General features: G+C 46.9%; 11 protein-coding genes. 8 read left to right on the top strand and 3 right to left on the bottom strand.

The features are described 5' to 3' along the window. Positions 1–2: 2 nt before the first annotated feature. Positions 3–413, top strand: coding sequence for a GNAT family N-acetyltransferase (locus tag ACEW9O_RS04135; RefSeq protein WP_373548863.1), 411 nt, complete (start codon positions 3–5; stop codon positions 411–413). Positions 414–799: 386 nt separating this feature from the next. Continuing rightward, positions 800–1138, top strand: a complete 339-nt coding sequence (locus ACEW9O_RS04130; protein WP_373548862.1) for a DHCW motif cupin fold protein — start codon at positions 800–802, stop codon at positions 1136–1138. Between the two features lie 202 nt (positions 1139–1340). On the opposite strand, the gene ACEW9O_RS04125 is transcribed toward ACEW9O_RS04130, so the two are convergent. Both ACEW9O_RS04125 and ACEW9O_RS04120 read right to left on the bottom strand, forming a co-directional pair. Continuing rightward, complete coding sequence (locus ACEW9O_RS04125) at positions 1341–1928, bottom strand: hypothetical protein (RefSeq protein WP_373548861.1); 588 nt, start codon at positions 1926–1928, stop codon at positions 1341–1343. A 46-nt stretch (positions 1929–1974) separates the two neighbouring features. After that, entirely contained in the window at positions 1975–2640 is a 666-nt protein-coding gene (locus ACEW9O_RS04120; RefSeq protein WP_373548860.1) for an HAD hydrolase-like protein, read from the bottom strand. Between the two features lie 157 nt (positions 2641–2797). Here ACEW9O_RS04120 and ACEW9O_RS04115 point away from each other — a divergent pair, with 157 nt between their 5' ends. The 6 genes from ACEW9O_RS04115 (at position 2798) to ACEW9O_RS04090 (ending at position 12152) form a co-directional block, all read left to right on the top strand. Then, positions 2798–4483, top strand: coding sequence for a DUF1800 family protein (locus ACEW9O_RS04115; protein WP_373548859.1), 1686 nt, complete (start codon positions 2798–2800; stop codon positions 4481–4483). 17 nt (positions 4484–4500) lie between these two features. Beyond that, complete coding sequence (locus tag ACEW9O_RS04110; protein WP_373548858.1) at positions 4501–6057, top strand: DUF1501 domain-containing protein; 1557 nt, start codon at positions 4501–4503, stop codon at positions 6055–6057. Between the two features lie 10 nt (positions 6058–6067). Next, positions 6068–7009, top strand: coding sequence for an FAD:protein FMN transferase (locus ACEW9O_RS04105; RefSeq protein ID WP_373548857.1), 942 nt, complete (start codon positions 6068–6070; stop codon positions 7007–7009). An 84-nt stretch (positions 7010–7093) separates the two neighbouring features. Further along, positions 7094–8014, top strand: coding sequence for a hydroxypyruvate isomerase family protein (locus ACEW9O_RS04100; RefSeq protein ID WP_373548856.1), 921 nt, complete (start codon positions 7094–7096; stop codon positions 8012–8014). Positions 8015–8151: 137 nt separating this feature from the next. Further along, positions 8152–8826: an SGNH/GDSL hydrolase family protein gene (locus ACEW9O_RS04095; RefSeq protein WP_373548904.1), complete on the top strand. Its 675-nt coding sequence runs from the start codon at positions 8152–8154 to the stop codon at positions 8824–8826. Next, a complete protein-coding gene (locus ACEW9O_RS04090; RefSeq protein ID WP_373548855.1) occupies positions 8826–12152 on the top strand; it encodes a ThuA domain-containing protein in 3327 nt (1108 codons plus the stop codon). Before ACEW9O_RS04095 ends, ACEW9O_RS04090 begins: the two co-directional genes overlap by 1 nt. Positions 12153–12196: 44 nt before the next feature. Here ACEW9O_RS04090 and ACEW9O_RS04085 read toward each other — a convergent pair whose 3' ends face one another. Further along, on the bottom strand, positions 12197–13231 hold the full coding sequence (locus ACEW9O_RS04085) for a virulence RhuM family protein (protein ID WP_373548854.1): 1035 nt from the start codon (positions 13229–13231) through the stop codon (positions 12197–12199). Positions 13232–13360 lie beyond the last annotated feature (129 nt).

Genomic DNA, 13360 nt, shown 5'->3' with positions numbered 1-13360 from the left:
ATATGCTCAGCTATCAAATCGAAAATGACCTCTCTGTCACTGAATTTCGCGCTGTCCTAATCGCTTCCACCCTCGGCGAACGCCGACCAATAGATGAACCCGAACGCCTGCAAAAAATGCTGGAAAACGCCAACCTGATTGTAACGGCCCGGGATGAGGGCAAATTGATTGCGGTTTCCCGCTCCTTGAGTGATTTTGCTTTTTGCACCTATTTGTCTGATTTGGCGGTGGATGTGGCGTACCAGCACCAGGGCATTGGTACGGAATTGATTCGACAAACCAAATTGGCGAGCCCGCAAGCGAAATTGATCCTTTTGTCAGCGCCCAAGGCGATTGGGTATTACCCGAAGATTGGGATGACTCGGCATGAGTATTGTTTTTTTGTGGATCGGGTGGAGGAGTTGGTAGGGTGAATATAGCAGTTGCCGAGTACCAAAAATGAATCTTAATTTAACGTGAGTTTTGATTTATTCGTGTTGAATATCAATAAATTATCGTATTTTTTGACAAAAAAGCTAATCATCCACCACATTTTTTACCGCAGAGTTTCGCAGAGTAAACACAGAGTTTCTCAGAGTTTAGGCCACCTTCGGTGGCTAAGCGTACTCAGAGGCACATTGAATGAACACTAAATGGCTAACAATCAGATTTTAATCGTACTCGACCTCCAGCCACCAGAGGTGGCAAAACTCCTAAAAACAAATAAAACTCTGAGAAACTCTGTGTTTACTCTGCGAAACTCTGCGGTAAAAAAATTAATAAATTCAAAACTCACGTTAATTTAGAAAAAAAAGTACCCATGCCACCCATCCCTTTCCAATCCATCGACTGGTCCCTCATCCCCAAAACCGAGCACCCTGGCGAATCCGGCACCGCCTACTGGCAAACCCTCCAACTGCCCGGCTTGCGCATTCGCATCGTGGAATATTCAGCGGGCTATATCGCGGATCACTGGTGCCAAAAAGGACATTTGGTGCATTGCCTCGAAGGTGAATTTGTCAGCGAAATGGAGGATGGGGAGCAATTTGTGCTGAATAAGGGGATGAGTTATATTGTATCCGATGAGTTGAGTTCCCATCGCTCTGTCACGGAGAAGGGGGTGAAATTGTTGATTGTCGATGGGGATTTTTTGAAATAACGTAGAAAGGAACAATTCTCTGAGTTTTAAAAAAGAAATACCAAAGCGACATTATTGTAGCACAAAGAAAAAAAAAGAGGACACAAAGTGCACAAAGCGAAGCGTCGTCAACGCCTAACTTTGTGCACTTTGTGTCCTCTCTTTTTTTCTTTGTGGTAACAAAAATGTCGCTTTGGCAAAACCTTGTGGTAAAACGACTACCTCACTCCACGGGATTCCCCAACGAATCCACCCTCAGCGACGCTGGCGTCGGCAAAGTCATCATCGAAATAGCTTTGGCCATTCCTGGTTCAGCATTCGCGGAGTTGGCAGTCATTTTCACCCAGGACATGTAGCCCCCATCTTCCGACATCCCCTGAATTTGCCATTCTACGTCCCGATTGTCGTCGATAGCCGAGTCCAGGTAAACGTTTTGCATGATGCGGCCCATGTAGGGGTTTTTTTCTTCGTGTACAAAGTAAGTGCCTTCGTCCAGCGTTTTGCCCCATTGTCCGGAGATGTAAGTACCATCCGAAAGGAACTGAAACCAAACCCCTTTGTTGGTCCGTTGCCGGACGTAACTCTCCTGGCCGGTGGGCACCAGGTAGTGTTCAAAAACCCAATAATTCATTTGTAGTCTTTGAATGACCGGATGATTGGGTGGAGCTACAGGTGCAGCCGCGCTACCTTTTTTTGCCAAACCAGTTATTGGGCTCAAGTCCTCGGAGCCGCTGGAATTGTTCTTTTCTGGTTTGCAGGCGGATACCGCCATCAGTGCGGTAAATCCAATCAGCAGTACACTTTTGATCATGAAGGATTATTTTTTGTCGTAGAAAAAGCTATTTAATAGAAAAAAACTAATCAGTGCCCAATGCAGTAATGATTTTGCGAAACCGCACGCTGTCAAAATCTGGAATCACCAAATCAGATTCGTCTTGTAAATCATCGGCTTTACCTACCCCCACTACAAAAAAATCGGCATCTCCGGCTGCAGCGGCACCATCTTTGGTGTGTTCAAACACGATGATTTCATCGGGAGCCATGCCCAATTCTTTGGCTACTTTAAGGTACACCTCAGACGAAATCGAAGAAAACCCAGTACCTTCAATTTCAACGATGGAATAAAAAAGGTGGGTAATCTTTAATCGATTGAGGACTTTGGTTGTATTGGGATAGGTAGAAACGATGCCTAAACTGAGGCCCTTGTTTTTGAGTTCTTTGATAAAAACAAAAACGTCGTCTTCAATGTCATCGGGCGTAATGCCAGCAATATGCGCAGCAATTTCCGCATCGATGGCTTCCATAATGTCGGAACGTTGCTCGGCATCAATTATTTTGCCGCTCCGCTGGATTAACTCCTCCAGAGCTATTTTCCGAGCTTCGCCGTAGGTGACCTCGTTTTCAGCAGGGTGAGCCACTGAATCTAAGCCCCATCGCAGCGCCAAATCGTCCAAAGCTTCATAAAAGATACGCTGCGTATCTACGATGACCCCTTCCAGGTTAAAAATACAGGCTTTGATCATAAAACATCTGGTGCTTTGGTGATGCTGCAAAAGTAAGTCATAAATCTATCATCATTAGTTCAGTTGTAATCTTTTTTCAAGCCCATTAAACTTTTATTAACTTGTGTCGTCAAATCTAGCACGGTCATTTTCCACCTCACAACCAAACGCTTAACCTATGGATAGAAGAGCTACGCTTTCTACTCTATTGGGACGATCCCATGCTGCGAAAGCAATTTCCCCCCTCGAAACCCCCAAGCCACCCGTATTAGGGCTCGCTCCTTATGCTGGTACTTTTGGGTTTGAACAAGCCGCTCACCTTTTGCGCCGCACTACATTTGGACCCAAATACGCCCAAATTAAAGATGCTGCAAGCAAGGGTTTGAATGCCACCCTGATTGAATTGTTCAAGGACAATCCACTGCCGAATCCCCCGCTCAACTACGATTATACCACGGATCCCAACGTACCAGTAGGCTCTAGCTGGATCGATGCACCTTATGTGCGCGACACCTCAAACGGCGGTCTTCTGCACCAAGGTTATCGCAACACATCGCTGCGCACCTGGACTTACGAGACCATCCTCAACGAGGCCACCTCGATCCGCGAGCAGTTGACCTTATTTTGGCACAACCATTTCGGGGTTGGCGACAATCAGGACCCTAAATTTTGGTACCGCCACATCAGCCTCCTTCGCACCTATGCCTGGGGGAATTTTAAAGATTTGATCAAAAAAATCAACGTTGATCCCCTGATGTTGCGCTTTTTGAACAGCAACCAAAATACGGTCAACGCGCCCAATGAAAACTACGCCCGGGAAGTGCTGGAATTGTTTACCATTGGCAAAGGGCCTTTGGTCGGTCCTGGCGATTATACCAATTACACTGAGCAAGACATTCGGGAGATTGCCCGTGCGCTCACGGGCTGGCGCGACCAAGGCTACAACGTGACAGATGCCACCACCAAAGTAGGCTCTTTTTTCCGCATTTCTTCCCACGATGCCAAGTCCAAAAAGCTGTCGCATCGCTTTGACGAAACCGTGATCAACAATGGTTTTGACAAGGAGCATGAAACCGTGGTAGACATCATTTTTACCAAAAAAGAAGTAGCGCGATTCATATGCCGCAAGTTGTACCGCTGGTTTGTGTATTACGAGATCAGTACAGACGTAGAGCAAAATGTTATTGCGCCTATGGCAGATATTTTGGTGCAAAACAACTACGAAATCAAGCCTGCTTTGACGGCTCTGCTCAAAAGTGAACACTTTTTTGACGTACTCAACATGGGGCCGATGATCAAAAATCCCCTCGTTTTTAGCCTGAATTTGCTCAAACAAATCGGCTGGAGCGCGATGGAAGCTGCGGATTTGGCTACCCGACACAGGGCTTTGTCTACTTTAATCAGAGAGGTGAACAACCAGCAAATGGTCTACTTTGACCCACCCGATGTGGCGGGTTGGAAACCTTATTACCAGGAGCCAGCCTTTTACCGCATTTGGGTCAATGCGACCACGCTACAGGCCCGGATGCGACTGACCGACCGCATGGCTACCAATAATTATACAGCAGGGGTACGGACTGGCCTGAATGTATTGAATTTTGCCAACACAATGCCTAACCCCAATGATCCATATTTATTGGTCGAAGACATGGTTAGTGTACTGCTGCCACAATCTTTGACCGAGCCACAGATGACCGATTTGATGAATGCTTTTCTGGCGGGAACACCGGACTACGAATGGAATACCATTTGGACGAACTACACCAAAAATCCTGGCAACAACACCGCACGTTCGAGTGCGGAAACGAAGTTGCGGAATTTGGTGAAAGCCATCTTGAGTTTGCCTGAATTTTTCCTAAGCTAGAACAAACCTTCAAAACCATGAAAAGAAGAAATTTCATCAAAACGGCGGGGGTAGCTGCAACGGTTCCAATGGTATTGAACGGGATGAAAATTTCCGCTTCACCCATGAGCCCGCTTTTTAGTAGCGTTGATCCCTATTCTGATAAAGTGTTGGTCATTATTCGATTGAGTGGTGGCTATGATGGACTAAACGTGGTGCTGCCAGTGGATCAATACAGCAATTTGTCCAAACTGCGGGCGAACATCCTGATTCCTGAAGCCAAAGCACTAAAAATCTCGACTGAAACCGGCTTACATCCGTCCATGACGGGGTTTCAGCAATTGTTTCAGGACGGAAAATTGAGCGTGGTGCACAGTGTAGGTTATCCCAATCAAAACCGCTCGCATTTTCGCTCTACCGACATCTGGCAATCGGCTTCAAGTGCCAATGAATACGTGAATACTGGTTGGGTAGGGCGTTATTTTCAGGATGATCATGCCACGTATCCCGAGGGCTACCCCAATGGTGAGTACCCGGATCCTTTTGCCATTACCCTGGGCAGTACCGTATCCGAAACATGCCAGGGCACAGTGGGCAACTTTAGTTTGACCCTGACCGATCCTTTCAACTTTGGTAAATTGACCGAAGGAAAAGAAACCCTGTTTCCAGGTACGCCCTATGGTCAGGAGCTGTCCTTTTTGCGCACCTCAATTTCGCAGACCAACCAGTATGCGGATGTAATCGGCGTTGCCTCAAAAAAAGGTAAAAATCAAGCTACCTACCCAACTTCCAACTTGGCTACCCAACTGAAAAACGTAGCATTGTTGCTTTCAGGTGGGATCAAAACCAGGGTATTTGTAGCCAATCTGGGCGGATTTGACACCCACGCCAACCAAGTAGACGCCAGCGATACCACCCGGGGAACCCAACGCGAATTGCTCCTGATTTTGTCTGAAGCGATCAAGGCCTTCCAGGAAGATCTGCGCTTGATGCAGTTAGAAGAAAGGGTGCTGGGTTTGACTTTTTCCGAGTTTGGCCGCCAGATCAAGTCCAACTTCAGTATGGGCACTGACCACGGAACTGCTGCTCCGCTCTTCGTATTTGGTTCCTGTGTAGGCAAACAAATTGTGGGCAAAAACCCGGAAATTCCAGCTACTGTGCCCGACCAGACGGGTGTACCCATGCAAATCGACTTCCGCGACATCTATGGCTCAATTTTGCAAGATTGGTTTGGCGTTAGCGAGGCAGAGATCAAAGACTACTTGTTTGCGAATTATACCCGTTTGCCCATTGTCAAAAATTGCGCAGTGGCTACGGATACGGAAGACCTGAGCTTCGAAGCGACTTCGGTGAAGGCTTATCCAAACCCATTCCGGGACATTTCCCGCATCAGCTTCCGACTCAACGCCTCAGCCTGGACGCGCATCAGCGTGTTCGACAACATCGGCAGCGAGTTGAAGGTGTTGATGAGTCAACAATTGGGAGCGGGTGATCATCAAGTAGAATTTCTTGGTGAACAATGGCCCGCAGGTATTTACTTTTGCCGCATCCAGGTCGGCCGTGAGGTGCAGACACTGAGGATGGTCAAGATATAAAATTATTCGAATGCGATTTTTTTGTTGGTTTTTATCATTGATTCCTGTCTTGGCCTATGGGCAAAGGCAGGAATTTTTTCATCCCCAAATGGGGACTTTGTTCCAGGTCATTTTGTATGCCAAAGATACTGTGCAGGGTAAGCAGATAGCGCAACAGCTATTCGATCGCATCGATACCCTCAATGCCATTTTTAGCGACTACCTGGAAACCAGTGAAATCAACCGACTTTCGGCCTCGGCGGGAACTGGGCAAAAAATAAATGTCAGCCCTGAAATGTGGCGCTTGATTGCAGTTTCCCAAAAAATTGCTCGGCAAAGTGATGGAGCCTTTGACCTCAGCATTGGCCCCTTGAGCAAGTTGTGGCGCCGGGCTTTTCGACAAACTCAATTTCCGGCTTTGGCAGAAATAGGATCAGCCAAGGAAAAAGTCAACTACCGCTTCATCCAACGCTATCCTTTGACTAAAAAAATTCGCCTGACTGAACCCGGAATGCGCCTGGATGCGGGTGGTATAGCCAAAGGTTTTGCGGTAGATGAATGTTTCAAAATCCTGCGCAAAGCTGGAATAAATACCGCCTTAGTGGCTGCGGGAGGCGACATCAGGGTAGGGGCTGCACCGCCCGATAAAGCAGCCTGGATCATTGCCAGCAAAGGGCTGAATGAGAAGGGAGAAACGATAGATGTGGAACTGTCATTGGAGCGCGAAGCGGTGTCTACCTCGGGGGATACTTATCGCTTTTTGGATTGGGAAGGCCAGCGGTATTCGCACATCATCGATCCTCGTACAGGCATTGGGATTCAGCATCGGCAGTTCAGTCGATTGGCTGGACAAAAGTCAACCTTGACCGATGCACTGGCCACCGCCATAAACATCTTGAACGCTGAAGACAGAAAAATCTTGATGAAAAAATTTTCTCGCTATACGCTAGAAGTATATGAATCAAAAGATTAAGTATTTAGATTCCGAAAATCTGCAAATAACATTTTATCCCTCAAAGTCTTTTCCTTATTTTGTACCGAACAAACAAAAGTACAAATGCTTAGAAGGAAATTCGTTCAATCTGCTTTTGCTGCCTCCGCAGCCATCGCCTCCGGTGCCACTTTAAATGCCGCCACTCCAAATAGTCCAGTTTCGTCGAAGCGTCAATTCAAGATGAAATATGCGCCACATTTTGGGATGTTCAAAAACAGCGCAGGAGAGGACCACATTGACCAGTTGAAATTTATGGTAGACCAGGGTTTTATGGCGTTGGAAGACAATGGCATGAAAGACCGCACCGTAGAATTGCAAAGCAAAATTGCCGATACCATGGGCAAATTGGGCATGGAAATGGGGGTTTTTGTGGCACACAAAATTTATTGGACAGAGCCTAGCCTGACTAGCGGCAAACAAGACAAACGGGATGAATTCCTCAAACACATCAAAGAATCGGTCGAAGTCGCCAAACGGGTGAACGCCAAGTGGATGACGGTTGTGCCTGGTTTTGTGGATTTACGCCAGGAGATGGGCTACCAAACCGCTAATGTGGTGGAATCCCTCAAACAGGCATGTGACATTCTTGAGCCGCATGGCATCATCATGGTACTGGAGCCACTCAATTTCCGGGATCACCCCGGTTTGTTCCTCACCAAAGCGGCCCAAGGGTACGAGGTTTGTAAAGCGGTAGATAGTCCTTCTTGCAAAGTCCTCTTCGACATCTACCACCAACAAATCACCGAAGGCAACCTCATCCCGAACATCGAACGCGCCTGGGATGAAATCGCCTATTTTCAAATTGGTGACAACCCCGGCCGTAAAGAGCCTACTACCGGAGAAATCAACTACAAAAACGTCTTTAAATACATCAACGACAAAGGTTTTAAAGGTGTAATGGGGATGGAGCACGGCAACGCCAAGCCCGGTAAAGACGGTGAACTGGCGCTTATTAAGGCGTATGAAGAAAGTGATAATTTTTAAAAATGGTTGAGAAGGTTGAGGAAGTTGAGAAGGTTTAGGCTGCCGCTAGCGACTTAGACAAGGATGCGCTTAAGCAGCTCGCGGCAGCCTCAACCTCCCTCAACCTACTCAACCTCCCTCAACTCAAAATAGTAATGATGTTCAAATCTAGTACCTTATTGTTTACCCTGGCCTTGAGTTTGCTCTCCTTGGCCGTGACCAAAGACGAAGTAGTGAAAGTCGTATTTTTTGGCGATTCGATCACCCAGGCGGGCGTGCAACCCGGAGGGTACATTACCAAAATGAAAGATGCACTGATCAAACAGGGCATCAAGGACAAGTACCAACTCATTGGAGCAGGTATCGGCGGCAATAAAGTTTACGACTTGTACCTCCGCCTGGAAGAGGATGTATTGGCCCAAAAACCCAATATCGTAGTGATTTACGTTGGGGTCAACGACGTGTGGCACAAAACCAGCCATCAGACTGGCACCGATCCAGACAAGTTCGAAAAATTCTATGTCGCTTTGATCAAAAAATTTCAGTCCAGCGGCATGAAGGTAATTTGTTGTACTCCTGCTGTCATTGGTGAACGCACTGATCACAGCAACCAACAGGACGGCGATCTCAACCATTACTCCAACATGATTCGGAACATTGCTGCCAAGTTTGATTGCCCACTGGCCGACCTACGCAAAGAGTTCCTGGCTTACAACCTGAAGAGCAATCCAAAAAACCAGGAATCGGGTATTTTGACCACCGACCGGGTGCATCTCAACGATGCAGGCAATCAATTGGTGGCTGATTTGTTGTTAAAAATGATTGTTAAATAATGTATAAAATGCGCAAAGATCACATCATCCTACTGTTTCTCTGTCTTATTTCTTTGAGCGCTTTTTCCCAAAAGCGGGTTTTGGTTTTTTCCAAAACCATGGGTTGGCGTCATAACTCCATTCAGCGCGGCATCCAATTCTTTCAGGAGTGGGGCAAAACTGCTGGAGTGGCGGTGGACACCACCGAAGACAGCAACAAATTTACCGAAGAAAACCTCAAGCGTTACAACGCTGTGGTATGGCTAAATACCACAGGCGATGTACTGAGCCCGGCGCAACAAGTCAACTTTGAGCGCTACATTCAGGCCGGAGGCTCTTATGTGGGCATCCACGCTGCGTCCGACACGGAATACGGCTGGCCTTGGTACAACAAACTGATGGGCGGGTATTTTGCCAGTCACCCTGGCAATCCCAACGTACAAAAGGGGACGATGACCGTAATGGATCGGAACCACCCTTCCACCCAGCACCTCGAGGCCACGTTTGACCACACGGACGAGTTTTACGACTTCAAATCCCTGCGTACTGATTTGATCAAACCGCTGATTAAAGTGGATGAAAAATCGTACAAGGATGGCAAAATGGGCGATTTCCACCCCATGGCCTGGTACCATGAATTTGATGGTGGCAAGTCTTTTTATTCCAACTACGGCCATACCTGGGAGTGCTTTTCTGACCCTAGAATTGCCAAACACTTTATCGGTGGGTTGACCTGGGCAATGTCCGAAAAACTGGACTACAGCAAAGCCAAAAGTGAACAAGTACCCGATCCAGCCCGTTTCACCAAAACGGTGTTGGTCAACAACCTCGACGAGCCAACTGAGTTGGCCGTTTTGCCCAATGGCAAGGTGTTGTTCACCGAGCGCAAGGGCAAACTGAAAATGTGGAACCCGGCTACAGGCAATGTAAAAGTAGTGGCCAATGTGCCCGTCTTTTCCACTAATGAGTACGGCTTGATGGGTTTGGGTGCTGACCCCAACTACGCCCAGAACAAACGCCTGTTTTTGTATTATACGCCCAACGACAACTCAAAGGAAAATCGCCTCTCGCAATTTACTTATGACGATGCCAAGGACACGCTGGTTTTTGCTTCTGAAAAAGTCGTCTTGCGCGTTCAAGTTAAAAAAGACGGCTGCTGTCACACGGGCGGCTCCATCGATTTTGATGGTAAAGGCAATCTCTTTTTGAGCACAGGAGACGACACCAATCCTTTTGAGTCGGACGGCTACGGCCCGATGGATGGTCGTCCTGGCCGAAGCGGTTTTGACGCCCGATATACTTCCTCCAACACCAACGATTTGCGGGGTAAAATTCTGCGGATCAAAGTACAACCCGACGGCACTTATACCATTCCTGAGGGCAATATGTATCTGGCAAGTACTGCCAAAACCCGTCCGGAAATTTTTGTGATGGGCTGCCGCAATCCTTATCGCATTTCGGTAGACAAACACACTGGCTTTGTGTATTGGGGCGATGTAGGCCCTGATGCAGGCGAAGACAATGCCGAGCGTGGCCCCCGTGGTCATTGTGAATTCAATCAGGCGCAGAAAGCGGGTTACTTTGGCTGGCCACTTTTTGTAGCAAATAATAAACCTTATCGCCGCTGGGATTTTGACACCAAAACTGCGGGTACCGCCTACGACCCCAAAGCGCCAGTCAACGAAAGTGCACACAATACGGGTTTGATTGAATTGCCCGCTGCACAGCCGCCGCTGGTATGGTATCCCTATACAGTATCTCCAGAGTTTCCACAAATGGGCAAAGGAGGCCGTAACCCCATGGCTGGCCCCGTGTATTACGCCGACGATTTCAAAAACGCTCCCAACCGTTTCCCCAACTATTACAACGGCAAGTTTTTCGCCTACGAATGGATGCGCGATTGGATCATGGTGTTTACTTTGGATGAAAATGGCAAATACGCCGACATGGAGCGTTTTGCGCCCAATGTTCCCTTGTCCAACCCAATGGACATGGCTTTCCACACGGATGGAACCTTGTACATGTTGGAGTATGGCAAAAAATGGTTTTCAGCCAACGAGGACGCTACCTTGTTCAAAATTGAATACAATCCGGGAAATTTGCCTCCGATGGCAAAATTGGAAGCCAGCACTACAGCGGGTAAAAAACCACTTAGTGTAAATTTGAGCGCGGCAGCTTCCAAAGATCCCGAAGGTCAGGCTTTGACCTATGACTGGGATTTTGGCAATGGTAAAGGCAGTAAGAGCCCCAATGCAGTTGCCAAGTACAAAAAGCCTGGGTTTTATGAAACCGAATTGACCGTAACCGACGCCCAGGGCAAAACGTCCAGTTCAAAAGTGGGCATCCGGGTAGGCAATGAAATGCCAAAACTGGATTTGACCGTAAAAGGCAATCAAACGTTCTTCTTCCCCGGCAAACCACTGGATTATGCCATCAAGGTGAGTGACAAGGAAGATGGCGAAGTAGGCAAAGGCATCAGCAGCGAAGATGTGGCGGTGAGTTTGAACTACATCGAAGGCTTCGACCGTACGGGCGTGGCTCAAGGGCACCAAACCAACTCCGGTTTTGTGGCTGGCAAACGCTTGATTGAACTCTCCGATTGTAAGTCTTGCCACCAAATGAATGACAAATCGGTGGGGCCAAGCTGGATGGATGTTTCCAATAAATACAAAACCAGTTGGGAGCCCGTTGCCGGAATTTTGGCCAACAAAATCCTCAAAGGTGGCAAAGGGGTGTGGGGCGAACAAGCCATGAATGCCCACCCACAATTGACCAAGTCGGAGGCCGAATCGATGGCTGAATACATTTTGTCCCTGGCAAAGGATAAAAAGCCTGAAAACCGTCCACTCGCCGCCACTGTCAACCTGACGGAGCATGAGAAAAAGCAGCCGGGGATGTACATCCTGAGTGCCAGCTATACGGACAAAGGGATTCCAATGGTGGGCGCTTTGATCGCCAGCCAAACAGTCGCGTTGCGTTCGCCTTTTTTGTATGCGACCGAAGCGGATGCCAATCGGGAAATGATGCGCGCACGGGGCAACAACCCCATGCAAGTGGCCAACGACAACGCTTACCTGCGTTACAATGGCATTGACCTGACGGGTGTTTCCGAAATCACGGTGTACACCAAAGGTTATGGAGTAGGTGGGAAAATTGAACTGCGCACTGGTTCGCCAGAAGGGGCACTGTTGGCTGAAACCAGTTTCCCCAAAGGAGACAAAAAGGATGTGCCCTTAAAATTGATTGCTACTGCTCCCGCTGGAAAGCAGGATATTTTCATCGTATTCCGAAATCCGGATGCGAAGGGGAATTTCCTGGGTGGAGTGGAGAAGTTTGAGTTTAAATAAAAGACGATTAGCGGTCAACATTGTGTTTAAAATCGTGTTGACCGCTATTCTTTATTCAGTTTAGGCTCCTGTTCAGGTGGATTATTTAATGTTTTTTTGACTGCTTTATCAAAGTCTGATTCAAATAGCTGATCTTGAATCTTCCGATACACCTCATACTCGGATTCAGCTTTCAATTTTGCTTCAAGTTGTGATATTTTTCCTTTATGCGTCAGAATCGGATAATTTGATAGCATCAGAAAACCGTCCAAAAATTTGATCCAATCTTCCATCCGCATAAGTTGCTGCCGATTTGCGTTGTTTTCGGCCAAGTCCAGGTATGCAGACACAATCCGATTGAGCTCAGCGATGTGTTGTTCATTCAAGTAATTTTTGGCAATACTTACATCCGATTTTAAAATTTTGCCAGCTGGTGCATTTTTCCAGGTTTTTAAACCCATGTATAACTTTGTCGCATCAGTCTCAGAATAAATGATTTCAGCTGCGGTTTTACCACTTATAGCCCAGTGTAGCTTGTTTTGAACCGTTGTGAAGAACTCGTGCGTGATGTTGGCATCTTTATCATAGTCGGCGGAAAGGGCATAGATGTCGGTGATTTTTTGATAAAATCTGCGTTCACTTGCTCGGATTTCGCGAATACGTTCGAGCAACTCATCAAAGTAATCCTTCCCGAATAGCGTTTTTCCTTGTTTTAAACGAGCATCATCGATGACAAAACCTTTGATGATAAATTCTTTTAGGGTTTGGGTGGCCCAAATGCGAAACTGCGTCGCTTGTAGAGAATTGACTCGATACCCAACTGAGATGATAGCGTCTAGATTATAAAATTGTGTTTCGTATACCTTACCATCTTCTGCAGTATGTTCCATTTTGGAACATACTGAATCTTCATTCAATTCGTTGCTTTCAAATATATTTTTTAGATGTTTTGTAATGGCTGGCCTCTGCACACCAAATAAAGCTGCAATGGCTTTTTGTGTCAACCAAACTGTCTCTTGGCCAATATACACTTCCAATCTTACCTCACCGTTCGGAGTAGTATAAAGAATAATTTCTGAAGGGGACTTTAGTTTGTCCATTTTGATTATTTTTTTACAAAAAAACACAAATAATTGTTGAAAATCGCAATTGGAGCGAATAATTTCCAGAAGATTTTTTTAATACTTTTGTACTTCCTGAATTCGATCCATTCGCTAATTACTGTACTG

It is taken from the genome of Haliscomenobacter sp. (genome assembly GCF_041740695.1).
In the GTDB taxonomy this organism is placed as follows: domain Bacteria; phylum Bacteroidota; class Bacteroidia; order Chitinophagales; family Saprospiraceae; genus Haliscomenobacter.
Note: the sequence above shows the minus strand (reverse complement) of the source record. Positions and strands in the feature narration are given on the sequence as shown.